This window comes from Bradyrhizobium sp. 956_D2_N1_4, from assembly GCF_052076025.1.
Taxonomy (GTDB): domain Bacteria; phylum Pseudomonadota; class Alphaproteobacteria; order Rhizobiales; family Xanthobacteraceae; genus Bradyrhizobium; species Bradyrhizobium barranii.
Genome location: NZ_CP197237.1, coordinates 6052933 through 6079195 on the forward strand (window position 1 = coordinate 6052933; position 26263 = coordinate 6079195).

The window sequence follows — 26263 nt, forward strand, 5'->3', positions numbered from 1 at the left end:
GCGGTCAGGTTGCGACCGACATCCTTGCGATCTCCGCCGCGTTCGGCAGGTTCTCGACATTCCAGCAGGCGTCCATCACGCGCCGGATCGTCGCAGCAGGGATGATACCCTCTGCAAGGTCCGAGAATTTGGTTTCGAGCTGCTTGTCCGTCATCGGCACCTCGACGCTGCCGATCGCATGCTCGATGTAGCGGTTGAGCTTGCGGCCGTCCTTGAGCACGATGGTGAGATCGACCTGCTCCGGCTTGATGCCGGGTGTGATCACCGGATTCACCTTGCCGCGCAGCGCGACGACGGTCGGATCGGTCACGGCCCGGTCACTGAACTGCTTCTCACCGCCGGCGCCCTCGACGATGGCGACCGCGACCGCGTGATAGATGCTGAACTTGCCTTCGAGGCCCGCCTTCGGCGTCTTCTTGCCGGTGAGTTCCAGCACCAGCGGATGGACCTTGAGGTCGACGCGCTCGATCTGGTCCGCAGTCACCTTGCTCTCGTTGCGGAGCTGGATCGCGGCGTCGATCGCCGGGTGCATGACGATGCCGCAGGCGAATGGCTTGTAGGTATTGAGCGCGGCCTCATAGCGTTTGCCGAGGTCGCCTAGGATCTCGTTGTAGTCCTGCTTGGTGCTGATCGTGTTGGCCCAGCCGCGCTTGGCCTCGATCATGGCATCGGACGAGGTGAAATTCTTCGAGGCCAGGATCGCCGCGAAAATGCCGCTTGATGCGGCACGGCCTGGATTGAAGCTCTTGTTCATCGAGCCGAAGGATTCGCGCAGGCCCACCGGCTGCGAGGCGGCAAGGCCGAGCGCCCATGTCATCTGCTGCTCGTTCAGCTTCAACAGCTTGCCGACGGCCGCGGCCGAGCCGAACACACCGGCGGTGCCGGTGATGTGCCAGCCGACATCGTAATGGTTCGGATAGACCGAGTTGCCGATCCGGCACTCGGTCTCGACGCCGAGCACCAGCGCGTTCAGGAAATCCTTGCCCGATACCGGCTGCATTTCCGACAGCGCGAGAATGGCCGAGGCCACCGGGCCGGCAGGATGGATGATCGTCTTCAGGTGGGTGTCGTCATAGTCGAAGATATGGCTCGACACACCGTTGATGAAGGCCGCGTTCATGATGTCGAACCGCTCACGCCGCCCGAACAGCGAGGCCTGCTGCAGCCCGGAGAACGGACCGAGCGCGGAGACCGCGATATCGACCGTCTCGTGATGCGAGCCGCCGATGGCGACGCCGACCCAGTTCAGCAGCGTGCGCACGCCTTCCTTGCGCACATTGGCCGGCAGGTCGTCATAACTCGCGGTCACGAGATAATGCGCCAGCGCACGCGTCACCTCCTTGGGTGGCGCTGCTGCGGGAGCTGCGGTGGGTGCCTGCGCGAATGCCGCGTTGGCGCCGACGGTTGCGAGCGGCAGCGCGGCCGCCGCCTGGAGCAGGGTCCTGCGATCAGTTTGCATGGGCAGCCTCCTTGACCTTGATCGATACCAGTTGCGCTGCAAGGCGGACCGCGCTTTCGAGCGCGCCGGTCTTGGCGACGCCCGTGCCGACGATGTCGAACGCGGTGCCATGCGATGGCGTGGTGAAGACGGTCTCGAGACCCGCGGTGACGGTGACGCCGCGGTTGAAGCCGCGCAGCTTGGTCGCGATCTGGCCCTGGTCGTGATACATCGCGACTACGCTGTCGAATTCGCCGGCGAAGGCGCGGATATAGACGGTGTCGGCGGGATAAGGCCCGGTGCAGGCGATGCCGGTCTTCGCGGCGGCCTCGACCGTCGGGCGGATCATCTCGATCTCGTCGCGGCCGAACAGGCCATTCTCGCCGGCATGCGGATTGAGGGCGGCGACCGCGATGCGCGGCTTGGCGACGCCGGCCTTGCGCATCATGCGGTCGACCAGTTCGATCGAGTCGGTGATGCTCGCCGGATTGATGCCGTCGAGCGCCTCGCGCAGCGACTGATGCCCGGTCACGCGCGACATCCATTGCCCGTCGAGCACGTTCATCTCGGAGAAATAGGTCTTATGCCCGAGCAGGCTTGCGAACATCTTGTGCTCGTCGGGGAACTTCCATCCGCCGTCGAACATCGCGCGCTTGTTGAGCGGCGCAAACGTGATCGCGTCGACCTCGCCCGCCTTGGCGAAATCGATCGCACGCGACAGCGTCTCGCCGGTCAGCCGGCCCGATTCCGCGCTGGCCTTGCCGATCGGGAATTTGCCGGGATCGGTGTTGCCGAGGTCGACGAGCTGCACGGCGCCGCGGCCCCAGTTGGCCGCCTTGGGCGAGGCAATCCGCTCGACCTTCAGCTTCACGCCGGCATGCGCCATGCCCATCTCGAGCACGCGGGCATCGCCGACGACGACGAGACGGGCCGCATCCGCGAGCCGGTCATCGGACAGAATGCGCGCGACCTGTTCGGGGCCGATGCCAGTGCAATCGCCGGGGGTGAGCGCGATGACGGGCAGTTCTTTGGTGCTGGTAGCCATGATAGAAACCTTGAGTCCTTACTTCACTGCTTGGATTTGAGCGGCGGACTGAGCCCAGTCCTCGCGGTTGAATTCCCCATCCCATTTCGCGACCACGACGGCGGCGACGGCATTGCCGATGGTGTTGGTGATGGCGCGCGCCAGCGACATGAAGCGGTCGATGCCGAGCAGCAGCGCCAGTCCCTCCGCCGGCAACCCCGCGGCGATCACCGTCGCGGCGAGTGCGGCGAAAGCGCCGCCGGTAACGCCCGCGGCGCCTTTGCTGGTGAACAGCATCACCACGAACAGGCTCAATTGCTGGCCGGCCGACAATTCGATGCCGTAGACCTGGGCGACGAACATCGTGGAGAGCGGCAGCGTCAGCGCGACACCATCGAGATTGAAGGAATAGCCGGAGGGAATGACGAGGCCAGCGACTGCCCGCCCCACACCCGCCCTCGGCAGCTTCTCCATCATGCCGGGGATGGCAGTCTCCGACGAGGAGGTGCCGAGCACGACGAGCAGCTCGTTGCGCAAGAGGCGCAACAGGTCCATCAGGCGGATACCGGCGAGACGGCAGATCACGTTGAGAATGACGAAGATGAAGAACGCCATCATCGCCCAGGCGGTGCCGACCAATAGCGCCAGCGCATAGAGCGTGGCGGCGCCGAACTTCGCCACCGTGAAGGCCATGGCGCCGAACGCTCCGATCGGCGCCAGCGCCACCACGACGTGGACGACGCTGAACACGAGTTCGGTGATCCGCTCAAGGCCCGTCCGCAGCGGCGCTGCCTTTTCGCCGAGCAGCAGCAAGCCGATACCGCACAGAAGCGCGAGCACGAGAACCTGGAGCACGTCGCCGGTCGCGAACGCGCCGACAAAACTCTCCGGGATCATGTGCTGGATGTAAGCTGACAGCGACCCGACATGGGCCTGCGAATAGCGCGCGACGGTCTCCGCCTGCTGCGCCGTGGCATGCGCCACGCCCGCGCCGGGCTGCACCCAGCGCACCACCACAAAACTGATCAACAGGCAGATCGTCGTCACCGCCTCGAAATAGGCGAAGGCCTTGAGCCCGATGCGGCCGACCGCCTTCATGTCGCCGACCTGCGCGATGCCGGTGACCACCACCAGGAAGATCAGCGGCGCGATCGTCATCTTGATCAGCGAGATGAAGGCATCGCCGAGCGGCTTGAAGTCGACGGCGACGGTCGGAAGCAGGAAGCCGAACAGTGCGCCGAGCGCGGCGCCGGCGACGACCAGGACATATTGCTCGCGCCAGAGCGGCTTGCGGCGGCGTTCAGAAACCGGGCGCGACATCGGCTCAGTCGATATGGGCTCAGACAGCGGCGTTGCGGCGATCTGCAATTTGCTTCCTCCAACGGCATCGTCGCGCCGCGCCTTGTTCTTGTCATGCGATGCCGTTTACATTGGACCAGCGGCGTGTCAGGCGCTAATGCCGTATCGGTATGATTTGAGGACAAAACCGCATCATGGACCTGGTCTGGCTGGAGGATTTCCTTGCCATCGCCGAGGAAGGCGGGTTCTCGCGCGCCGCCCAGCGACGGCATGTGACCCAGCCGGCGCTGAGCCGCCGCATCAGGTCGCTCGAGGAGTGGCTGGGCACGCCGCTGTTCGAACGTTCGACCCACACGATCACGCTGACGCCGGCCGGCGAGAGTTTCCGCCCCGTCGCGGAGGACGTGCTGCGCCGGGTCCTGGTCGGACGCGAGGAAGCGCTCGAAATGGCGCGGCTGAAGGCCGAGACCATCACCTTCGCTGCCACGCATTCACTGTCGCAGACCTTCTTTCCGGAATGGATTCGCAACTCCGACAGCGCGCGGGCCGACTCGGCCGTTCAGCTCGTCGCTTCGAATTTCGCCGGCTGCGAGAAGCTACTTCTGGATGCGCAGGCGCATTTCATGCTGGCGCACTACCATCCGACGCTGGTGAGCCGGCTCGACATGGACCGCTTCCAGCGCGTCGATCTCGCGACCGACGTGCTGATCCCGATCAGCGCGCCGGCCGCAAAACCGGGCCGCGGTGGACGCAGCAGCAAAAAGGCACAGCCTCGTTACGCCCTGCCCGGCGCATCGGGCGCGCCGCTGCCCTATCTCGCCTATCACCCCGGCTCGGGCGTGGGGCGGCTCGTCACCTCGTTCCTGGCCGCGAAGGATTCGACGGCGTGGCTGGCGCCCGGCTTCGCCGCGCCGGTCATGCTGCTGGTCGACATGGCGCGCGAAGGGCGCGGCGTGACGTGGGCTCCGATGAGCCTCGTCCGCGCCGATCTCGACAGCGGCCGCCTGTTGCGCGCCGGCGGCGCGGATTGGGACATTCCGATCAGCGTCTCGCTGTTCCGCACGCGGGCCCGCATGACCCGGGCGGCCGAGAATTTCTGGAATTCGGTGCGCAAGGGCCGGCCAGGAGGGAAATCCATCGCCGCTGCGCCGCGGACCAGATGACCGTGTCGCGGATCAAGTCGGCCTTCGGGCTGCTTCGGCCGCAGATGCTGCTGATGAGCCTGCTCGCTGCCACAACGTTAGACGCGGCGCGCGCCGGCGACGCATCCGTCGCGCCCGCGGAACTGAAGGCGATCGGCACGATCGATGCGCGCTTTCAATCCTACAATATCGAGATGGTGGAGGTGACCGGCGGCCGGTTCTGGAAGCCTTATCCGCGAACGATGCGCGCGCTCGATGAGCGGGATCGTTACGGCGAGAGGCCGCCGATCGATCTTGCCAATGCGCGGCTGCACAAGCTCGCCGCCGCTTTGGCGCCGGCCTATCTGCGCGTGAGCGGCACCTGGGCCAATGCGACGTTCTTTGCCGACACGGACCGTGCACCGGCCAAGCCCCCGCCGGGATTCAATGACGTGCTCAGCCGCAACCGATGGCGCGACGTCATCGACTTTGCCCGCGCCGTCGACGCGGAGATCGTCACCTCCTTCGCGATCAGTCCGGGCAGCCGCGATGCGGATGGCGCGTGGAAGACCGATCAGGCGCAGCGCCTGATCGACACGACGCGTTCGCTGGGTGGCCACATCGCGGCGGTGGAATTCATGAACGAGCCAACGCTTGCGGCGACGAACGGTGCACCGCCGGGATATGATGCGGCCGCTTATGGCCGGGACTTCAGGATCTTTCGCGAATGGATGCAACGCGCGGCGCCCGAGACGCTGATCGTCGGTCCGGGTTCAACCGGCGACGCGCCGTCGCCATCCGGGTCGGGCATCACCACGCGCGATCTGCTCGCCGCATCCGCCCCCGGCATCGATCGCTTCTCCTATCATCACTACAACACGCTCTCGCCGCGCTGCGGCGGCCGCGACGATCCGGCGCAGGCGCTCTCCTCGGACTGGCTGGCACGCACCGACGCGACGTTCGCGACCTACCGCGCCCTGCGCGACGCATTCGAGCCGGCCAAGCCGATCTGGCTGACGGAGACGGCAAACGCCGCCTGCGGCGGCAATCCATCGGACAAGACCTTTCTCGACACCTTCCGCTATCTCGACCAGCACGGACGCCTCGCAAGGGCCGGCGTCCAGGTGGTGATGCACAACACGCTGGCCGCCAGCGACTACGGCCTGCTCGACGAGGGAACGTTTCGACCGCGGCCGAGCTACTGGGCTGCGCTGCTCTGGCATCGGCTGATGGGAACGACTGTGCTCGACGCGAACCCGGTCGCCGCGCCAGATCTCCATCTCTACGCGCATTGCCATCCGGGCATGCAGGGCGCCGTGTCCGTGCTCGCAATCAACGCGTCGCGGCACGCATCATCGACCCTGACGCTGGCACACCCCGCCGAGCGTTACACGATACATGCGAGGCGGCTGCAAGACGCGACAGTTCAGCTGAACGGCAAGACGCTCGCGCTGAGTGCCGATGACGAACTGCCCCGACTTGAGCCGCGCGCAACACCTGCGGGAGCGATCCGGCTGGTGCCGGCGACCGTCACCTTCCTGGCGTTTCCGGACGCAGCAAACCCCGCCTGCCGGTGACCGCGCTTACGACTTCAGTGCGTCGCGCGCTGTCTCCGGCGCCATCAGCGTCGCGATGATCGTGATGATCGAGAGCGCAATGATGTAGACCGACACCGGCCAGTAGGCGCCGGCCCATGCGAGCAGCGCCGTTGCGATCAGCGGCGAGAAGCCGCCGCTCAGCGCCGCCGCGACATTGGCGCCCAGCGAGGCGCCGCTGTAGCGCACCTGGGTGCGGAACAGTTCCGGCATGAACGCCGCCTTCGGCCCGAACAGCAGCGCGTGCGTCAGCGTCATCGTGACGACGAGCGCGAACGTGATCAGCGCCGGCTCCCTGGTGTCGAGGAACCAGAACAGCGGAAACGCCAGCGCCACCGAGAACACCCCGCCGGCGAGATACAGCGCCCTGCGGCCGAAGATATCGGAGAGCCAGCCGGCGAGCGGCAGCGTCGCGAACTCGACGAGCGCGGCATAGACCACCGCGTTCAGGATCACCTGGCGAGGCAGGCCGAGTTTCGTCGTCGCATAGACCACGGTGAAGACGGTGAGGAGATAGGCGAGCCCGACCTCCGACACCGTGATGCCGATCGCGAGCAGAAAGCTGCGCCAGTCGCGGCGCAGCACCTCCAGCACCGGCTGCGCCAGCACTTCCTTGCGCTCGACGACTTCCTTGAAATGCGGCGTTTCCGCGAGCTTGAGCCGCACGATGAAGCCGACGCCGACGAGCAGGATGCTGATCAGGAACGGCACGCGCCAACCCCAGCTCAAAAAGTCCGCCTCGGGCAGTTGCGTCATCAGGGCGAAGATACCGGTCGAGGCGGCGACGCCGACGGGAAAGCCGATCTGAACCAGGCTGCCGTAGAAGCCGCGCCGATCACCGGCGTGCTCGATCACCATCACGACCGCGCCGCTCCATTCGCCCCCGAGCCCGATGCCCTGGACGAAGCGCAGGATGATGAGCAGGATCGGCGCCCAGACGCCGATCTGGCTGTAAGTCGGCAGGCAGCCGATCAGGAAGGTGCCGAGCCCCATCGCGATCATGGTCGCGACCAGCATGGTCTTGCGCCCAAGCCGGTCGCCGTAGTGCCCGATGATGGCACCGCCGATCGGTCGCGCCACGAAGCCGACCGCATAGGTCGAGAACGCCACCAGCGTTCCGACGAAGGGATCGAAGCTCGGAAAGAACAGCTTGTTGAAGACCAGCGCAGCTGCCGTGCCGTAGATCAGGAAATCGTACCACTCGATCGCGGTGCCGAGCGCGCTTGCCCACACCACATGCGCCGTCGTCGATCTCTCCGCGGCCGCGGAGACCCCCGTTGCTGCCGTCATGCCCTGCCCCAAAGATTCCTGACGGCATCATGGCCAATCGCGATGGCGGTTGCAACCTGCGGAGGTGTGATCTCTGTGCGGGATTACAATGCGAGATTTTGCGCGTCGCTGCTCCCGCACTCCGTCATTGCGAGGAGCTCTTGCGACGAAGCAATCCAGGCTGCCTCCGCGGAGAAAGTCTGGATTGCTTCGCTGCGCTCGCAATGACGGGTGTGGCGGCAGTTGCGCGCACGCCTCCGGCAATGTCTCCCGGGCGACCATGGAACTCATTGACCCCTCTTATTCGCCATTGACAAACTCATTCGTCAATATCTAATTTATCCCCCAGAATAACCAGCCGCGCCAAGCGGCCAATAAGAGAGGGATCGACGATGAGAGGGCTTTTGGCCTGCACCTTGCTCGCGGCCATGACTTCGGCTGCCATGACCACGGCGGCGAGCGCGCAAGTCTCCGATGACGCGGTGCGGATCGGCGTGCTGACGGATCTGTCGAGCTGGGGCCGTGACAACAGCGGGCCGGGGTCGGTCGAGGCGGCCAAGATGGCGGTCGAGGAGTTCGGGCCGACCGTGCTCGGCAAGCCGATCGAGATCATCAGCGCCGACCACCAGATGAAGACCGATGTCGGCGTGCAGATCGTGCGCGGCTGGTTCGACAACGGCAAGGTCGACGCCGTCGTCGACATCCCCAACTCCGGCATCGCGATCGCCGTGCACAACATGGTGCGCGAACGCAACAAGATCGCGCTGCTCTCCGGCCCCGGGGCGAGCTCGCTGACCGACGAGCTGTGCAGCCCGAACACCGTGCACTTCACCTACGATACCTACGCGCTCTCCAAGGTGACGGCCTCCGCCGTGATCAAGGAAGGCGGCAAGTCCTGGTACTTCATCACCGCGGACTATGCCTTCGGCCAGCAGCTCGAAAAGGACGCCACGCGGTTCATCAACGAGATGGGCGGCAAGGTGCTCGGCGGCGTGAAGCATCCGACCAACACAGCCGACTTCTCCTCCTTTGCGCTCCAGGCGCAGAGTTCGAAGGCCGACGTGGTGGCGTTCGCCAATGCCGGCCAGGACACCGACAACGCCATCAAGCAGTCCGGCGAGTTCGGCCTGGTGCAGGGCGGCCAGAAGCTGGTCGGTCTCCTGATGTTCGACACCGACGTGCATGCGGTCGGCCTGAAGGCCGCGCAGGGCACCTACATGACAACGGCGTCCTACTGGAACATGGACGAGGCGACCCGCGCCTGGTCGAAGAAATTCTACGAGCGCACCAAGGTGATGCCGACCATGATCCAGACCGGCGTCTACGGTTCGGTGCTGCATTATCTGAAGGGCATCAAGGCCGCCGGCACCGACGACCCCGCCAAGGTGATGGCCAAGATGCGCGAGCTGCCGATCGAGGATACCTTCGTCCATGGCGGCAAATTGCGCGAGGACGGCCGCGTCATCCGCGACATGTATCTCGCCAAGGTGAAATCGCCCGAGCAGTCCAAGGAGCCGTGGGACTATCTGCAGATCGTCAAGACCGTGAAGGGCGAGGACGCCTTCCGCCCGGTCTCCGAATCCAAATGTCCGCTGCTGAAGAAATGAGGCCCGCATGACCGGCAACGAGCGCAACGCAATTGAGACTTACGAGTGCGATGTGCTCGTGGCCGGATCGGGGGCCTCCGGCATGTCGGCCGCGATCACCGCGGGTTATCGCGGCCTCGACGTGCTGATCGTCGAGAAGGAGCCGCGCTTCGGCGGCACCACCGCCCGCTCCGGCGGCTGGCTCTGGATCCCCGGCACCTCGCTGGCGAAGGCCTACGGCATCGAGGAGGCGCCGGAGCAGGCCCGCACCTACTTGCGGCACGAAGCCGGCAACAACTTCGATGCCGCGCGGGTCGATGCATTCCTGAGTGCGGGTCCCGAGGCGGTCGATTTCTTCACCACCAGGACCGCGCTGCGCTTCGACATGCCACTGGTGTTTCCCGACTATCACGCCGAAGCGCCGGGCGGCGCGCAGGGCGGCCGCTCCATGGTGACGCGCCCGTTCGACGGCCGCGAGCTCGGCGACCAGATCAAGACGCTGGGCATGCCGCTTCCCGAGCTCACCGTGTTCGGCATGATGCTAGGCTCCGGCAAGGAGATCATCCATTTCATGCGCGTGACGAAGTCGCTGACCTCGGCGGTATACGTCGCCAAGCGCCTGTCACGGCACCTGATGGACGTGCTGCGCTATGGCCGCGGCATGACCTTGACCAACGGCAACGCGCTTGCCGGGCGCCTCGCGAAATCCGCGCAGGACCTGAAGATTCCGATGTGGCTGTCCTCGCCCGTGCGCGAGCTGACGGTCGAGAACGGCACTGTGACTGGCGCCGTCGTTTCGCGCGAAGGCCGCGAGGTGCGCGTCCGCGCGCGACAGGGCGTCGTGCTCGCCTGCGGCGGCTTCCCGCATGACGTCGAACGCCGCAAGAAGATGTTTCCACACGCACCGACCGGCCATGAGCATTATTCGCCGGGACCGGCCGGCAACACCGGCGACGGCCTGCGCCTTGCCGAAAGCGCCGGCGGACATGTCGAGGATCGCCTACCGAACGCGGCGGCCTGGGTGCCGGTGTCGGTGACCAAACGCAAGGATGGTTCGAGCGGCGTGATGCCGCATTTCATCGACCGTGCCAAACCCGGCGTAATCGCGGTGATGCGGGACGGCAAGCGCTTTGCCAATGAGGGCAATTCCTATCACGACTTCGTCCAGGCCATGATCAAGGCCGCAAAGCCCGGCGAGGAGATCGCCGCATACCTCGTCTGCGATCACCCGACGCTGCGCAAATACGGCCTCGGCTGTGTGCCGCCGTTCCCGATGCCGCTCGGTCATCACCTCGATACCGGCTATCTCATGCGCGGCGACACGCTGGAGGCGCTGGCGGCGAAGACCGGCATCGACGCGACGGCGTTCACCGAGACGGTCAGGCAGTTCAATGCGACTGCGCCGCAAGGGCACGACGCCGCCTTCGGCAAAGGTTCAAAAGCCTATAACCGCTACCAGGGCGACGCCATGCACGGTCCAAATCCCTGCATCGCACCGATCAAGAACGGCCCGTTCTACGCCATCAAGATGGTGATCGGAGATCTCGGCACCTATGCCGGCATCGTCACCGACGAGAACGCGCGGGCGCTGGACGCCGAAGGCCGGGTGATTCCCGGGCTCTATGCCGCGGGCAACGACATGGCGAGCATCATGGGCGGCAATTATCCCGGTGCCGGCATCACGCTTGGGCCGGCGCTGACCTTCGGCTACATTGCCGGCCGTCATCTCGCCGACAGCGCCGCCAAGCGCAACGCGGCGTAAGCCACGCGCCAGGAGACGCATGAAGAGAGAAAGCCGCGGCATCCAGTCGATCGAGGTCGGCGGAGAATTGCTTCGCGCGCTCGCGAGATGCGGCGAACCGATGATGCTGCGCGATCTCGCGCGCGAGGCCGGCATGACGCCGGCCAAGGCGCATCCCTATCTCGCCAGCTTCTCCCGCATCGGGCTGATCGAGCAGGACGAGACTACCGGCCGCTACGAGATCGGCGCGCTGGCGCTGGAGCTCGGCCTGATCAGCCTGCGCCGTCTCTCCGGCGTGCGGATCGCGCGTCCGAAGATCGCAGGCCTCGCGAGCCAGATCGGCCATGCCGTCTCGCTCGCGGTCTGGGGCACGCACGGTCCGACCGTGGTGCAGCTGGAGGAGCCCGGTCAGCCCGTTCACATCGTGATGCGTGCCGGTTCGGTGATGGCGCTGCTCGAAACCGCGACCGGCCGCGCCTTTGCAGCGTTCCTGCCGGAGAAGACCATCAACGCCGCGCTCGAAAGCGGCCTCGACCGTCATGGCGTCGGCTACAATCCGAAGCGGGCGGTGAAGGGCGCGAAGGTCGCCGAGATGCTCACGGAGGTTCGCAAGCACGGCCTCGCCCGCGCGCTCGGCGATCCCCTGCCCGGCGTCAATGCATTCTCGGCGCCGGTGTTCGACCATTCCGGCCATGTCGCACTGGTCATCACCGCGATGGGGCCGGAAGGCACGTTTGATGCGCGCTGGGACAGCCCGATCGCCCATGCCCTGCGCGACTGCGCCGGCGGCATTTCGAAGCGGCTCGGCTACGGGATGACCATCGCGGCGGAGTGAGGCCTGTTAGGCCGGCGACACGCGCACCTCCTCCGCGGAGATCGATCCGCTGTCGACGACGAGCGCGACGGCGCCGCTGGTCAATGGGAGATCGCCCGTGTCCTGAACGCTGAAGAGTTTTTTACCATCGACATGGGCTTCGATGTCGCTTCCGGCCACGCGCAGCTCAATCCGATATCTCCGGTCGAGCTGCCAGTCGAAGCGTTCGCTGGCGAGCACGAGTTCGTCATGCACGCGCTTGACCAAACGGACGCGGCCGCCCTCGGCACGGTCGAACATCAGCGCGTAATAGCGCTCGCGTCCCTGCACCCGCGCCGCGAGGCCCCAGGCGTTCGCCAGCAGCGGCATGATCTCGGACGTTACGCGATAATCCTTCCAGTCGCGCGTACCTTGCGCGATGAAGCCGAGCCCGTCGCCATTGGTAACGCGCAGGCCCTCCCAGCGGGTCTGGAACTGGCTGACATTGTTGACCCAGGCGTGCTTCCACATCGTGCTCAGATTGTTGTCCGGCCGCTTCAGCACGGTGTCAGGCGCGCCACCCCAGGTCAGATAGTCGAGATAGAGCGTGCCATCGACGCCGAGCGGATCGCGCGTTTCGATCTCCACCCCGATCTCGAAGATCGGATAGGCATGGGTCTCCGGCACCTCCCAGCTCAGCACGGCGTGACAGCCGCCGGTCAGTTCCTGCGCATCGCCGTAGATCTGGATCAGCTCGTCGTGCTCGTCATAGACGCTGGAAAACAGTCGCACCGCCACGGTGCCGCTATCCGCTTCCGATTCAATCCGGCACTCCACCCGTTGCCCCGAATACAGCGTCGGACAGGCCACAAGCTGGTAGGTCGGCATCGTAAACACCTCCTTGTCGAAGAAGGTGGGGCTCGCAACGCGTGCCACGCGTCCGGGCGCCAGACGGCGGAAGTCGATCGCCAGACTCCGCTCCCCAGTGCGGCTGTGGCCGGCGACATTGCTGAGCTCGACCTCATGGAGCCGTGCGGGCGAGCCGCCCTTCACGTGGAAGCCCTGCAGGCTACCCGGAAAGTTGAAGTTGAAGCGCGCGCCGTCCTTGGCAACCGCCAGCGCCGGCACACCGGCGAGCGCAAGCCCGGCCGCGACCAGCGACTGCGTCTCGATCACGGCGTCGGAGATCGCAGCGCCACCATCGGCCGTCGAGATGTACATGCGGTCGGCGATGGGGGTGCGGAAGTCCGGCCCGGCGTCGAGGCCGGCAAGTCCGGTGCGGATGCCGAACAGGCAGCCGACATTGCCGGCGTTGCAGTCGGTATCCCAGCCGGCCGTGTTTGCGATGCGCATCGCCTCCTGAAAGCTGTTCCCGCCGTAGAGCGTCGCCAGGATGATCAACGCGTGGTTGGGCACGACATGGCAATTGCCGAGGAATTTGTCGTAGCCGTAACGTTCGGCGATCAGCGCACGGGTCCGTTCCCAGTCGTTGCCGTTGTCGCCGGCGTGCCATTCCCGGACGTCGTTGACGACGCGCCGGATCAGCGCGTCCTTCGGCACGAAGCCGAGCCCGACATCGATCAGCTTCTGCACGTCGTGCTCGACGAAGGCCAGCGCCTCCATCGCCGCGAGCAGTCTTGCGGCATGCACGGATTCACCATCATGGCTCACGCGCCCGGCCTGCTCGGCCAGATAAGCGGCCTGCTCCGGATTACCCGGGCTCACCATCGCCCAGCCGTCGATGAAGATTTGCGCACCGATCTGCTCGGCTACGGTCGTGCCGTTCAGCTCGATCGAGCCGCTCTGCGGCGCCGGGATACCGGACTTCAGCCGCAGATAGGCGGTGTGCTCGGTGGAATTGCCGATGCCACCCCACCACAGGATGGCGCGCTCCTCGACGATGTAGTTCAGCCAGGCTTGCCCGATCTGCTTCGAGGTGAGACGCTTCGGATAGCCATTGTCGGCAAGCGCGCGGGGAAACGCAAAAGTGCCAGAGACGTCGTCGTCGGTAACGACGAGATGATGGGATCGCAACGCGACGTCACGACGCTCGTTGACATAGTAGTTGATCGGCCCGAGCTCCTTCATGATGCGCTCATAGGTCCAGCCCTCGAAGGGCCGGCCGAGGTAGACACCGATGAGCTTGCCAAGCACGCCGGCATAGACCCGCTCCGCGTAATCATGAGGAATAGCTGTCACGAGTTCACTCCCATATCCAATTGCTTGGCTCGCGGGTCAGACCGACGAGCGCTTCATGATCTCGAATTTCAATTCATGGCTCCGGCCCGGCGCCGCGAGCCCGCCCGGTTGCAACCGCTTGACCAGCGTCTCTGCCGCAAGCGCGCCGAGATCGAACTCCGGTTGCCGCACCGTGGTGAGCCCGAGCAGCTTTGCGACCGGGATATCGTCGAAGCCGGCGATTGCAATGTCGCTGGGGATCGAGAGCCCGGCTGCACGCGCCGCCTCCATCGCACCGAGCGCCAGCACGTCGCTCGCGCCGAACACGGCGGTCGGGCGATCGCCCTTTCTTTCGAGCAGCCGCTTCATCGCACGCGCGCCGGATTCCTCGGAATAAGCGCTATCGGTAATGAAATCTGGCGCAAGTCCCGCTTCCCGCATCACCGCGCCGTAACCCTGCGCGCGCCGCTGGCTCGGGCCGAACTCGGCCTGGATCATCGCGATGCGCCGGTGCCCGCGCGCGATCAGAAGCCGCGTCATTTCCGCGGCCGCTTCGGCATTGTCGATATAGACGCTGTCGATCGCGAGCGGTCCGTCCGGCTTGTGCTGGCTCTCCAGCCGCACCAGCGGGATGCCCTTACGCGCGAGCACGGCGAGCTGGGGCGCCCGCAGATGAAAGAACGTTGCGACGACGCCGTCGGCGCGCCCCTGGAGGAGCCAGTCGATGGCGCGCGCCTCGCCTTCCGGCCGCCCGTCGGTGTCGAAGATCAGGACGTCATAGCCAGCCGGCGCCGCGACCGTCTGCAATCCCCGGACGAGGCCTGGATAAAACGGATTGGTGATATCTGGAATGACACAGGCAAACGTCATGGTCCGCGCGCTGCGCAGCATCCGCGCCGGATGGTTCGGCTGGTAACCCAGCTCCTGTGCGACCTGAAGAATGCGCGTGCGCGTCGCAGGCGGAACGGACGGCGTCTCCGTCTTGTTCAGGACAAGCGACACCGCGGCCTGCGAAACACCGGCCGCGAGCGCGATATCCTTCTGCGTGGGGCGGGCTGGCGCCTGCTTGTCGCGCCCCTTCCCCCGCTTCGTCCTCGTTGTTGACGTCGCCATTTGGCTTAGTTATACGTATTACTAAAGGAAAATCAACAATCACCGCCAATGACCTGAGGAAACCGAGGTTCATCGCCATGACCATGACCCGACGCCAGCTTGTTGCCGCCATCCCCGCTGCCGCGCTTGCCGTTAGCTTGCCGCGCGACGTTCGCGCCGAGGACGGGCGCAAGGTCGTGACGTTCTGGTTCGGCCAGGCGAATTCGGACGGCCAGGCCGCGCTGCGCAACGATTTGGTCGAGGCGTTCAACGCCTCGCAGGACAAATATCTGCTCCAGCTCGAGGTGAAGGGCGCCGCCGTCAACAACCTCCTGAAGGTCGCACTCGTCGCCGGTAACGGCCCGGACATCGTGCAGACAGCGGGTCCCGCCTATCTCACCGCGATCGCGAATGCCGGCCAGGTGCTGCCGCTCGACGATTTCGCCGAGAAGTACAAGTGGAAGGATCGCTTCCTGGCGCCGCTGCTCAACACCAGCGTCTACGGCGGCAAGCTCTACGCGCTGCCGCGCGACTACGAGTCGATGCACCTGTTCTATAACAAGGAGCTGTTCAAGCAGAACGGCTGGAAGCAGCCGACCAACCGGCAGGAGATGGAGGCGATCGCAGACGCAGCGCTCGCCAAAGGCATCATCCCCTTCGGCGCCGGCAATGCCGACTGGAAGGGCGTGAACGAGTGGCTGATGACGGTGTTCTTCAACAACGTCGCTGGCCCCGACAACGTGCGCAAGGCACTTGCCGGCGAACTGCCCTGGACCGCGCCGCCGTTCGTCGAGGCGGTCGAACTGTCAAAGGCGTGGTACAACAAGGGCTATTTCGGCAAGAACTATTTCTCGCTGACCATCGAGCAGAGCTTCCTCCAGGTCGTCAACGCCAAGGCGGCGATGGCGTTCAGCGGCACCTGGTCGTTCGGCACCAAATCCTACGGCATGTCGAAGCCCGATACCGTGATGGACGTCATGCCGACGCCGACCCTCGGCTCGGCCTTCACGGGATCACTGGTACATCTCGCCTGCGGCGCGACGCTGTCGATCGCCAAGAACTCGCAGAATGCGGAAGGCGCAGCCGCAGTGTTCGAGTTCATGCTGACGCGCAAGTTCTACGAGACCATGAACCGCGACTGGCCCGGCAAATGGGCACTCCCGGTGAAGGACCTGCCGCCGGACATGCTCCAGGGCATCGGCTATCCCCTATTCGAGAAGACGATCGCGAATCTGCACGAAGCGTTCAGCAAGGGGCAGTACGGCTTCACCACCTGGACGTTCTGGCCCGGCGCCACCAACTCCTATCTGATCGAAGGCATCGAGCAGGTCTGGCTCAACAAGATCACGCCGGACGCTTACCTCACGCGGATGCAGACGCTCTTCAGCCAGGAAGCAAAGGAAGGCAAGGTGCCGCCGCTGCCGCCGCGGACGGCCTGACGCACGATGTGGCTCTTCGCGCTTCCAGCGCTCCTGATTAACGTCTGCATCATCCTGGTTCCCGCCGTGCTGACATTCACGGCGGCGTTCTTCATGTGGGACGGTGTCGGAAAGCCGGCGTGGGCGGGACTGGCCAACTTCCAGAACATGTTCGCCGATCCCGTGTTCTGGTCGGCGCTGACAAATAACTTCATCTGGACGGCGATCTTCCTGACCGTGCCGGTCTGCCTCGCGCTCGTGATGGCAGCGGCGCTGCTGATGGCGCCGAAGGCGCGCATCGTGGTCCAGTCCATCATCTTCCTGCCGCGCATCATCGCCGTCGCAGTCACGGGCCGCATCTTTCAGGGCATGATCTTCAGCCCCGCGACCGGCGTCGTCGCCTGGTTGAACGAGCACGGCTTTTCGATCTCCGATCCCCTCGCCGATCCCGACCGCTCGCTCTATGCTGTCGCCGCGGTCGACATCTGGCACTGGTGGGGCTTTCTCGCGGTCGTGTTCCTGTCGGCGATGCGGCAGATCAGCATCGACCAGATCGAAGCCGCGCGGCTCGACGGAGCCGGCTTCTTTGCTTTGTTCCGCTACGTTCTGATCCCGGGCATCCGCCCGACCCTGACCTTGATGCTGATTCTGACCGTGATCTGGTCGTTCCAGGTCTTCGAATTCATCTTCATCGTCACCCGCGGCGGCCCCGCCTATGGCAGCGAGGTGCTCGCGACATTTGCCTACCGCCACGCCTTCTTCGAAGGCGACGTCGGCCAGGCTGCAGCCGCCGCCTGCGTCATGAGCCTGTTCGGCCTGTGTGCCACCGCCGTCTATCTCTGGCTCCAGATCACCGACGACGCGCAATCGACATGATCGGGGATCGCTGGAGCAGGACATTCAGCCTCGGGCTGATCGGCATCGCATCGTTCAGCTCGCTGCTGCCGATCGTGCTCGCCGTGATGAACGCACTGAAGACGACGGTCGAGATCGGCAGCAATCCGCTCGCGCTGCCGACCCAGTTGCACTGGGAGAATTTTTCCTCCGCCTGGCGCAACGCCCAACTCGGCCCGAGCCTGCTTCACAGTGCCGAAGTCGCGATTCTGACCATTCTGATGGTGTGCGTCACCGCGACGCCCTGCGCCTATGTGCTGGCGCGGCAGAAGGGAAAATTCTGGCGCTTCATCACCTTCTACTTCATGGCCACGATCACCGTGCCCGTGCAGCTCTATCTTTACCCGCTCTACTTCATCTTCGCGAAGCTCGGGCTGGTCAATTCGATCCCCGCGGTGGCGCTGATCTACACGGCGATGTTCTCGCCGTTTGCGATTTTCCTCCTGCGCACCTACGCGCTCGCGATTCCCGTCGCGCTCGAGGAAGCAGCCCAAGTTGACGGCGCAAAGCCGTGGCAGACCTTCTGGTACGTGATCCTGCCGATGATGCGGCCCGGGCTGCTCACGGTCGCCATCATCGTCGGGCTGAACGCCTGGAACGAGTTCGTCATCGCCGTGACGTTCCTGCAGAACGACAGCAACGTCACCGCGATCGTGCGCTTCTACAATCTGACCGGCCAGTATTCGACCGACTGGGGCGAGATGCTGGCCGCAGCCGTCACCATCGTGCTGCCGATCGTTGCGATCTTCGTGCTGCTGCAGCGTCAGTTCATCGACGGCATGACGTCGGGCGCGGTGAAGTCTTGAAGCCCTACTTGTCCTTCACCGGCACCGTGTAGTTCAGGATCAACCGCCCGCCATCCGGATAGATCGTCTGCCCGGTGATATAGGACGCATCGTCACTCGCCAGGAACGCCACGACCGACGCAATCTCGCTCGGCTCACCGCCGCGGCCTGCCGGCGTGCGTGACATCACGGTCTTGCGGGCATCCTCCGAGGTGTAGATGGACGACGCCACCATGTCGGTCAAAATCGTGCCCGGCCCGACCGCGACGACGCGGATGTTGTGCGGGGCGAGCGCGACGGCGGCGACCGAGGTCAGCTGCTTCATGCCGCCCTTGGAGATGGCGTAGGTCGCAAGCGTCGGGATCGCCAGCAGCGCGTTCACCGAGGACATGTTGATGATGACCCCGCCACCGCCCTGCGCAATCATCTGCTTCGCGGCAGCCTGCACGCCGAAGAACGCGCCCTTCAGGTTGATGCCGATAATTTCGTCGAATTCCTCTTCGGAAATCTCCAGGATGTCGCGGTTGCGGGCGACGCCGGCATTGTTGACCATGATGTCGAGCCGGCCGAATTCTCTGACCGCGGTCGCCACCGCGCGATCAACGTCCGCACGCCGCGCGACGTGACATGGCACGGCATACAATTCCTTGGGCTTGCCCAGCTCGTTGACCGTCTTCTCGAGCTCATCCGTATCGACGTCCGAGATGACGACCTTGACGCCGTCGTCGAGGAACCGTTTTGCGCACGCCTTGCCAATGCCGCGCGCCGCGCCGGTGATGACGGCGACTTTGCCGGATAGTTTCATGGGTCTCACTCCAGGATAGCTGCTTGGGCAGCGAGCTATCCCGGAGAGGACCCCGGTTCAAGCCGCCGCAAAGCCGAGATGAGCACGGAACCGGTTCTTGATAAAGACGGCATCGCGCGAGGGCAGCGAGCGCGGCGGATTTTCCGCCAGAACCTTGATGACAAAAAGCCGCGGGCCATCGGCCGGCTCGGCGATCTGCGCTGCGAGGTGTTGCACCTCCTCGAGCGTCCGCACGGTTCCGGTCGCGGCAAAGCCGCAGGCGGCGGCAATTGCCGTGAGATCGACGCCGCGGCCGGTGTGGCTCGCCTGCATGCCGGTCTCGCCAAAATGCTGATTGTCGATCACGACGATGTCGAGGTTGCGCGGGCGCGCCACTCCGATGGTGGCGACGCCGCCGAGCCCCATCAACTGCTCGCCATCGCCCGTCAAGGCGAGGACGCGCTTGCCCGGCTGGGCTTGCGCGAGCCCAAGCGCGATCAGCGCGGCGCCGCCCATCGCGCCCCAGAGATAAAAATTGCCGTCGTGATCCCCCACGGAATGCAGGTCATAGGTGGGCGAGCCGAGACCGGAGACGACCAGCGTGTCCTTGCGGTCTTTCAGGAGCGCGGCGACAGCGGCGCGACGATCGAGTTGAGCTTGCATCGGCATCACCACTTCTTCTTGCCGATCAGGCGTTGCCCGATCAGAACCGCGATCTGCTGGTCGGACTCGTAGGCGAGCGATGCCGCCGATTCGACCGTCTCGACCAGATCCTCCGCCGTCTCCGCGCGCATCACCTTCAGCCCGATCGCCTCCAGCGAGGGCTGCGTCGCCCGGCTCATCGGCACCTGCCAGGGATTGAACTCGGCCCATTCACCGCGCATCGTCACCAGCATCAGCAGCGGAAAGCGCCCGATCGCCGACAGCGACAGCATGTTGATGCAATTGCCGACGCCGCTCGACTGCATCAGCAGCACGCTGCGCTGACCGCCGAGCCAGGCGCCGGCGGCGATGGCGATGCCCTCCTCCTCGGTCGTCAGCACGTTGGTGGTGACGTCGCGGTCGGCCGAGAACATGCGGATGAGCTGGCTGTGGCCGGCATCCGGCACGTAGGACATCTGCCTGACGTCGGCGGCTTTGAGGATACGATAGAGCTCGGACGGCCAGTCGTCGCTGCTGCGCGTTTCAGGATTCGGTTGAGGGCTGTGCACCGCGAGGTCTCCGTGAAATTCGGGCAGACGCTAGCGATTATTCCGCGCGACGGCTCTGACCGTCTGGCACGAGCAGATATCGAGGAATTGTATAGCTGCCTTTTCCGTTGTCGCCTGCGGGACCAGAGCACGATGCGCATGACTGCGCCCTCTCCCCTTGCGGGAGAGGGCATCACCACAGGTTGACACAAACTCATTGGGGTGAGGGGTATCTCTCGGCGCATTCAATGCATCAATATGCGCGGAGAGATACCCCTCATCCGGCGCTTCGCGCCACCTTCTCCCACAAGGGGAGAAGGAAGAAAGAACCTCAATTCGCCGCAGACCTCGCCGCAGCCGGCATGTAGATCTGCGCGTAGCCTTCCTTGATCGCGGAGGTAATGCGGTCGAGGCGGCGGTCGATGTGCTTCTCCAGCACCGAGACGCAGGCCTCCTCGTCGCGCGCCTTCAACCCTTCGACGACCGCGCGGTGCTCGGCCTGGGTGTTGGAGCGGTTGATGCGGTCCATGTCGATCCAGCGCACGAAGCGGATGCGGGCGTTGACGTTGCGCAGCACGCGCAGCATCTCGGCGTTGTTCGACATCCCCATCAACCGCTCGTGAAAGGTCTCGTCGAGTTCGACCAGCTCCACCGACGAACGCTCGCCGGGATCGGGACCGGTGGCTTCGAGGAATTTCAGGAGCGCGTCGATGTCCTCGTCCTTGGCACGCTTGATGGCGAGGCGGATCGAGGCGACCTCGATCGACTTGCGCAGCTCGTAGAGATCGAAGATCTCGTGCGCGTCGAGCTCGCGGCAGAAGAAGCCCTTGCCCGGCGTGAAGCGCAGGAAGCCTTCGGTGTTGAGACGGTTGAGCGCTTCGCGCAGCGGCGTGCGGCTAACGCCGAGGCGCTTTGCCAGTTCGCCCTCGTTGAGCCGTTCGCCCGGCTTGAACTCATAGCTCACGGCCATCGCCTTGAGCTGTTCATAGACGCGATCGACGATACTATCGGAAGCCAGTTCCACGTTGCTCTTCATAAGCTGCATTCATGCCCGAACACAGCCCAATATACCGGGGCTATATGGACGATTGCAATCCAAACAGCTGCCTAGCACATCTTGTGCAGAGCTTTGCGACAGCCGGATTCAGGCAAACGCGCGCGGGCGCAGTCCAGCATGAAACCAGGTGATCATGGAATAGATGTCGTAGACCGGCAGTCCAACTTCGGCCTGCAGAGCTGCCGCATAAGGCGGCATGTTGGTGCATTCGAGCACGATGGCGCCGACATCCGGATTTTTCGCGACCAGCTCCTTGCCCGCCTCGACCACGTCACGCTCGGCCTGGGCCACATCCATGTCGTCCTTCTCGGCCTTGATCAGGACGCGAAAGAATTCCTTGCCGTGCTCGGTGCCGACCAGTGGCGTATCGAGCGGCACGCCGGCGCCTTCGAGATGGGCCGGCGTCAAGGTCGAGCCTGATACCGTGACGAGGCCGACGCGCTTGCCCGGCGGCAAGGTCGCCTGCACCCACGGCACCTGCATCAGCGACGAGGTCGCTACGGGAACGCCGACGGCGGCCGCGATCTCCTTCTGAAACAGCGAGAGGAAGCCGCAATTGGTGGTGATGGCTTCCGCGCCCAACCGCACCAGGTCCTTCGCCGCATCGATGAAGTCAGGCAGCAGGCCGGCGGCGCCCTTCAGCACCACCTTCTCCGGCGAAGCGCCGCTCACCACCCGATAGAGCACGGGGAACGGCCAGGTCGTGCCGTTGCCCATGTCGCCGGGAATGCGGGGAAAGCGCGCTTCCAGCATCAAAATGCCGAGCGGCGCGCCATAGATGGCCTTGCCGCCGCGGGCGATGCGAGAGGACGAGTTGGCTGGATAGGTCATGTTGCGTTCTCAGAGGAAGCGAGTGGGCGCGAACGGCGCAAGCGGGATCTCCGGCTGCTTGCCGCTCAGGAGCTGGGCGACGAGACGGCCGGTGCGGGCCGATCCGACCAGGCCGACATGGCCATGGCCGAAGGCGTAGACGATATCGCGCGAGGCACGCGCATGGCCGATGCAGGGCAGCCCATCCGGCATGCTCGGCCGATGGCCGAACCAGGTTTTGATGCGCGAATCTGGAATATCCTTCGGCAGTTTCGGGAACATGCTGAAGAGGTTGTTGCGCAGGATTTCGGCGCGCTTCCAGTTCGGCGCGGCCTCGAGGCCCGCGATCTCGACCGTGCCGGCGGCGCGCAGGCCCTTGTCGGTCCAGTTCACCACCATGCTGACGTCGGACGCCATCATCGAGCTGCGCGGACCCGATTCCGGGTTCTCGATCATGACGTGATAGCCGCGCTCGGTTTCGAGCGGCAAGGGATCGCCGACGGATGCGGTGAGCTGTTTTGACCGCGCGCCGGCGGCGACCACCGCGGCATCGCAAGCAATCTCACCGGTCTCGGTGAGAACGGCAACGAGCTTGTTGCCTGAAAGCTTCAGACCGGTCGCCCTGGCATGAACGAGCTTGGCACCGCTCGCGAGCGCATGCTGGGCCAGCGCCGCAACGTAAGCGCCGGGATCGCGGCAGCGGCCGGCTTCCTCCACCACCACGCCAAAGGTGTAGCGCGGATGCAGATCCGGCTCGCGCTGACGCATCTCGTCGGCGTTCAGCTCCATCCATTCGACGCCGACCTTCTTGCGCAGGCGCCAGCCGAGATTGCTGTCGAAATTGCCGCGCGACGGGAATACGTGCATCACGCCGTTGCGCTCGACCAACTCGGGCACGCCCGCTTCTTCCGCGAGCTTCTTGTGCAGCAGCGGCGCGTCCTTCAGCAGATCGCGCAGCGCAAACGCCGTCTTCTCGACCCGTGCCTCGGTCCAGCCCGAGAGCAAATACTTGACCAGCCAGGGCAGCGCCTTCGGCAAGTAAGACCAGCGGATCGCGAGCGGGCCGAGCGGGTCCATCAGATAACCCGGCACCTTCTTCCAGAGGCCCGGCTCGGCCGGCGGAATCACCGAATGGGAGGAGAGCCAGCCGGCATTGCCGTAGCTCGCCGCCTGTTCGCCACCGGGCTCGCCTGCGTCGATCAGCGTGACGCGATGCCCCTCGCGTAGCGCCTCGATGGCGCTGATCACGCCGACCGCGCCGGCTCCGATGATAGCGACGTGGCGGCCTTCCGACATCGGCTACGCCTTCACCGCCGGCGCGAAATCCTTGCCGACCGAGATCGCGCGCGGATCGATGATGCAGTGGAGGATCGACGGCTTGCCCGAAGCGAGCGCGCGCTCGAACGCCGGCGCAAACTCTTCGGTGCGCTCGACGCGCTCGCCATGGCCACCGAATGCCTTCGCATACATCGCAAAGTCAGGGTTCTTGAGCTGAGTTCCGACCACGCGGCCGGGATAATCACGCTCCTGGTGCATACGGATGGTGCCATATTGCGAGTTGTCGACGACGATGACCACCAGCGGCGCGTCGTACTGCACGGCGGTCGCGAACTCCTGGCCGTTCATCAGGAAGCAGCCATCACCGGCAAAGGCGACGACGACGCGATCCGGATATTGCCGCTTTGCAAGCACCGCGGCCGGCACGCCATATCCCATCGAGCCCGACGTCGGCGCGAGCTGGGTGGCAAAGCTGTGGAAACGGTGATGGCGATGGATCCAGCCGGCATAGTTGCCGGCACCGTTGCAGACGATCGCGTCCTTCGGCAGGCGGTCGCGCAGCCAGGTCATGACCTGGCCGTACTGGAATGTGCCCGGCAGCTCACGCGCCTTGTCGGTCCAGGCGAGGTAATCGGCATGCGCCTTGGCGGCCTCGCCCTTCCAGGCAACGGCGCCAGCGGGCTTCAGCGTCTCGACGGCGGCCGCGAACGCGGCAGGCGTCGCCTGGATCGCGAGCGCCGGCTGGTAGACGCGGCCGAGCTCTTCCGAGCCCGGATGCACGTGGATCAGCTTCTGCTTCGGCGTCGGGATATCGAACAGTGTGTAGGACGAGGACGGCATCTCCGACATGCGGCCGCCGATCAGGAGAATGACGTCGGCGTTGTCGATGCGCGCCTTCAGGCCCGGGCTCGGCCCGATGCCGAGATCGCCGGCATAATGCGAATGATCGGCGTCGATCAGCGAGGCGCGGCGGAACGAGGTCGCAACCGGCAGGTCGAACCGCTCGGCAAAGCGCGCGATGCTCTTGGTCGCTTCATCGGTCCAGCGCGAACCGCCGAGGATGACGAGCGGCGCCTTCGCACTCGCCAGCATCGCACTGACCTGCTCGATGTCAGCGGGCGCGGGCCAGCTCACTGCCGGCTCGATGCGCATGGCGTCGGCAACGGCCGCGGTCTCGGTCAGCATGTTCTCCGGCAGCGCGATCACCACGGGACCCGGACGGCCCTGCATGGCGACGCGGAAGGCACGCGCGACCAGCTCCGGAATGCGATCGGGGCGATCGATCTCGACGGCCCATTTCGCCATGGTGCCGAACACCGCCTTGTAGTCGAGCTCCTGGAACGCCTCGCGCTCGCGCATGCCGGTGTCGACCTGTCCGACGAACAGGATCATCGGCGTCGAATCCTGCATCGCGATGTGGACGCCGTGGCTGGCATTGGTGGCGCCGGGGCCGCGGGTGACGAAGCAGATTCCGGGACGGCCGGTGAGCTTGCCATAGGCTTCGGCCATCATCGCAGCACCACCCTCGGCGCGGCAGATCACGACGTCGATCGGGCTGTCATGCAGCGCGTCGAGTGCCGCGAGGTAGCTCTCGCCCGGCACGCAGGTGACGCGCTCGACGCCTTGGGCGACGAGCTGATCGATAAGGATCTGGCCCCCGGTGCGGGTGTTGCGAATGGTCATGACAGCTCCCTGCAGGCTTTGGCGATGCGCATCACGGCCTCGCGCAAGTTTTGTTCCGAGGTGGCGTAGGACAGGCGGAAATAAGGTGCAAGGCCGAAACAGCTGCCCGGCACCACGGCCACGTCATGCCTCTCCAGCAGGAAGCGGCAGAACGCCGCGTCGCTGTCGATGGTGGCACCATCAGGCGTACGGCGGCCGATCAGGCCGGCACAGCTGGCATAGGTGTAGAACGCACCTTCCGGCCGGCGGCAGGTGACGCCGTCGATGGCATTGAGCGCATCGACCACGATGTCTCGGCGGCGCTGGAACGCGGCACGGCGCTCGATCAGGATGCCTTGCGGCCCCGTCAGCGCAGCGATCGCAGCGGCCTGGCTCACCGAGGACGGATTCGTCGTGCTCTGGCTCTGCACCACCGCCATCGCCGCGATCAATTCGCGCGGACCGCCGCCATAGCCGACGCGCCAGCCGGTCATGGCGTAGGCCTTGGAAACACCATTCACGGTCAGCGTGCGTGATTTCAGGCTCGGCTCGAGCGCCGCTGCGGTCACGAACGGCATGCCGTCATAAATCAGGTGCTCGTAGATATCGTCCGCCATCAACCAGACATGCGGATGGCGCTTGAGCACATCCAGGATCGGGCGAAGCTGCGCGGCCGAATAGGCGGCTCCGGTCGGATTGGACGGAGAGTTCAGCAGCAGCCAGCGCGTCTTCGGCGTGATCGCGCGTTCGAGATCGGCGGCGTCCAGGCGAAAGCCGTTCTCCTCGCGGCAGGGCACGTCGACCGGCGTGCCGTCGGCGATCCGCACCATGTCGGCATAGCTGGTCCAGTACGGCGCGGCGAGAATCACCTCGTCGCCGGAACTGAGCGTCGCCATGAAGGCGTTGTGGATTACCTGCTTGGCGCCGGCGCCTGCGGTGATCTCGTCGGCGGCATAGACGAGATCGTTCTCACGGCGGAATTTGTCGGCGATGGCCGCCTTCAATTCCACGGTGCCGTCGAGGATGGTGTATTTGGTCTGGCCGGCGCGGATGGCGCGCTCGGCCGCATCCTTGGCATGATCAGGCGTATCGAAGTCAGGCTCGCCGGCGCCCAGCACGATCACCGGCCGCCCCTCGCGCTTCAGCCGCTGCGCGACCGCGCCGATCTTGAGGATCTCGGAGACGCCGATCGCACTGATGCGCTGGGCGGGACGGAAGGTCGATGCGGGCGCCTGGACAGTCACGGCCG

Annotated in this window: 22 protein-coding genes; 8 read left to right on the forward strand and 14 right to left on the reverse strand. The window is 65.2% G+C overall.

Translation table 11 applies throughout. The features are described 5' to 3' along the window. Positions 1–4 precede the first annotated feature (4 nt). From AB7535_RS28640 to AB7535_RS28650, 3 genes are read right to left on the reverse strand one after another with little or no spacing between them, the layout of a single operon-like run. On the reverse strand, positions 5–1459 hold the full coding sequence (locus tag AB7535_RS28640; RefSeq protein WP_231143309.1) for an MmgE/PrpD family protein: 1455 nt from the start codon (positions 1457–1459) through the stop codon (positions 5–7). Next, the gene (locus AB7535_RS28645) at positions 1449–2483 is read right to left on the reverse strand and encodes a PdxA family dehydrogenase (RefSeq protein ID WP_063981367.1); all 1035 of its coding nucleotides are present in this window, start codon (positions 2481–2483) and stop codon (positions 1449–1451) included. The genes AB7535_RS28640 and AB7535_RS28645 overlap by 11 nt, the downstream gene beginning before the upstream one ends. An 18-nt stretch (positions 2484–2501) precedes the next feature. Further along, positions 2502–3830, reverse strand: a complete 1329-nt coding sequence (locus AB7535_RS28650) for a cation:dicarboxylate symporter family transporter (RefSeq protein WP_231143310.1) — start codon at positions 3828–3830, stop codon at positions 2502–2504. Between the two features lie 125 nt (positions 3831–3955). On the opposite strand from AB7535_RS28650, the gene AB7535_RS28655 reads away from it, so the two are divergent. Further along, positions 3956–4924: a LysR family transcriptional regulator gene (locus AB7535_RS28655; protein WP_166102573.1), complete on the forward strand. Its 969-nt coding sequence runs from the start codon at positions 3956–3958 to the stop codon at positions 4922–4924. Next, positions 4921–6459 carry a hypothetical protein gene (locus AB7535_RS28660; protein ID WP_231143311.1) on the forward strand — a complete coding sequence of 513 codons (1539 nt, stop codon included), beginning with the start codon at positions 4921–4923 and terminating at the stop codon, positions 6457–6459. Before AB7535_RS28655 ends, AB7535_RS28660 begins: the two co-directional genes overlap by 4 nt. A gap of 6 nt (positions 6460–6465) precedes the next feature. Here AB7535_RS28660 and AB7535_RS28665 read toward each other — a convergent pair whose 3' ends face one another. Next, positions 6466–7767 carry an MFS transporter gene (locus tag AB7535_RS28665; RefSeq protein WP_166102576.1) on the reverse strand — a complete coding sequence of 434 codons (1302 nt, stop codon included), beginning with the start codon at positions 7765–7767 and terminating at the stop codon, positions 6466–6468. Positions 7768–8138: 371 nt separating this feature from the next. On the opposite strand from AB7535_RS28665, the gene AB7535_RS28670 reads away from it, so the two are divergent. The 3 genes from AB7535_RS28670 to AB7535_RS28680 are packed head-to-tail and all read left to right on the forward strand — an operon-like array spanning position 8139 to position 11908. Continuing rightward, entirely contained in the window at positions 8139–9353 is a 1215-nt protein-coding gene (locus AB7535_RS28670; protein ID WP_231143312.1) for an ABC transporter substrate-binding protein, read from the forward strand. 7 nt (positions 9354–9360) lie between these two features. After that, a complete protein-coding gene (locus AB7535_RS28675; protein WP_231143313.1) occupies positions 9361–11094 on the forward strand; it encodes an FAD-dependent oxidoreductase in 1734 nt (577 codons plus the stop codon). Positions 11095–11113: 19 nt separating this feature from the next. Continuing rightward, the gene (locus AB7535_RS28680) at positions 11114–11908 is read left to right on the forward strand and encodes an IclR family transcriptional regulator (RefSeq protein ID WP_085405267.1); all 795 of its coding nucleotides are present in this window, start codon (positions 11114–11116) and stop codon (positions 11906–11908) included. Positions 11909–11914: 6 nt separating this feature from the next. On the opposite strand, the gene AB7535_RS28685 is transcribed toward AB7535_RS28680, so the two are convergent. Both AB7535_RS28685 and AB7535_RS28690 read right to left on the reverse strand, forming a co-directional pair. Then, a complete protein-coding gene (locus AB7535_RS28685; RefSeq protein ID WP_231143314.1) occupies positions 11915–14065 on the reverse strand; it encodes an ADP-ribosylglycohydrolase family protein in 2151 nt (716 codons plus the stop codon). Between the two features lie 36 nt (positions 14066–14101). Then, complete coding sequence (locus AB7535_RS28690; protein WP_354097168.1) at positions 14102–15157, reverse strand: LacI family DNA-binding transcriptional regulator; 1056 nt, start codon at positions 15155–15157, stop codon at positions 14102–14104. Positions 15158–15234: 77 nt separating this feature from the next. Here AB7535_RS28690 and AB7535_RS28695 point away from each other — a divergent pair, with 77 nt between their 5' ends. Genes AB7535_RS28695 through AB7535_RS28705 form a run of 3 tightly spaced genes read left to right on the forward strand, consistent with a single transcriptional unit; the run spans position 15235 to position 18254 of the window. Then, positions 15235–16575, forward strand: a complete 1341-nt coding sequence (locus tag AB7535_RS28695) for an ABC transporter substrate-binding protein (protein ID WP_063981357.1) — start codon at positions 15235–15237, stop codon at positions 16573–16575. Between the two features lie 6 nt (positions 16576–16581). Then, on the forward strand, positions 16582–17430 hold the full coding sequence (locus AB7535_RS28700; protein ID WP_085405270.1) for a carbohydrate ABC transporter permease: 849 nt from the start codon (positions 16582–16584) through the stop codon (positions 17428–17430). Then, positions 17427–18254 (forward strand): carbohydrate ABC transporter permease, encoded by an 828-nt coding sequence (locus tag AB7535_RS28705; RefSeq protein ID WP_081369148.1) that lies wholly within the window; start codon positions 17427–17429, stop codon positions 18252–18254. The genes AB7535_RS28700 and AB7535_RS28705 overlap by 4 nt, the downstream gene beginning before the upstream one ends. Before the next feature lie 4 nt (positions 18255–18258). Here the strand turns inward: AB7535_RS28705 and AB7535_RS28710 are convergent, their stop codons facing one another. The 8 genes from AB7535_RS28710 to AB7535_RS28745 all read right to left on the reverse strand — a co-directional run bounded on the left by AB7535_RS28710 (position 18259) and on the right by AB7535_RS28745 (position 26258). Next, the gene (locus AB7535_RS28710) at positions 18259–19038 is read right to left on the reverse strand and encodes an SDR family NAD(P)-dependent oxidoreductase (protein ID WP_028147108.1); all 780 of its coding nucleotides are present in this window, start codon (positions 19036–19038) and stop codon (positions 18259–18261) included. Between the two features lie 57 nt (positions 19039–19095). Further along, positions 19096–19686 (reverse strand): thiamine pyrophosphate-dependent enzyme, encoded by a 591-nt coding sequence (locus tag AB7535_RS28715; RefSeq protein WP_231143316.1) that lies wholly within the window; start codon positions 19684–19686, stop codon positions 19096–19098. Further along, positions 19686–20228, reverse strand: a complete 543-nt coding sequence (locus AB7535_RS28720; RefSeq protein WP_063981353.1) for a thiamine pyrophosphate-binding protein — start codon at positions 20226–20228, stop codon at positions 19686–19688. Before AB7535_RS28720 ends, AB7535_RS28715 begins: the two co-directional genes overlap by 1 nt. A gap of 310 nt (positions 20229–20538) precedes the next feature. Continuing rightward, entirely contained in the window at positions 20539–21231 is a 693-nt protein-coding gene (locus tag AB7535_RS28725) for a GntR family transcriptional regulator (RefSeq protein WP_439037392.1), read from the reverse strand. Between the two features lie 120 nt (positions 21232–21351). Continuing rightward, positions 21352–22095, reverse strand: coding sequence for an aspartate/glutamate racemase family protein (locus AB7535_RS28730; protein ID WP_014492734.1), 744 nt, complete (start codon positions 22093–22095; stop codon positions 21352–21354). A gap of 9 nt (positions 22096–22104) precedes the next feature. Next, complete coding sequence (locus AB7535_RS28735; RefSeq protein ID WP_231143319.1) at positions 22105–23370, reverse strand: NAD(P)/FAD-dependent oxidoreductase; 1266 nt, start codon at positions 23368–23370, stop codon at positions 22105–22107. 3 nt (positions 23371–23373) lie between these two features. Then, positions 23374–25035 carry a thiamine pyrophosphate-binding protein gene (locus tag AB7535_RS28740; protein WP_231143320.1) on the reverse strand — a complete coding sequence of 554 codons (1662 nt, stop codon included), beginning with the start codon at positions 25033–25035 and terminating at the stop codon, positions 23374–23376. Then, positions 25032–26258: a pyridoxal phosphate-dependent aminotransferase gene (locus tag AB7535_RS28745; RefSeq protein ID WP_231143321.1), complete on the reverse strand. Its 1227-nt coding sequence runs from the start codon at positions 26256–26258 to the stop codon at positions 25032–25034. Before AB7535_RS28745 ends, AB7535_RS28740 begins: the two co-directional genes overlap by 4 nt. Positions 26259–26263: the final 5 nt, after the last annotated feature.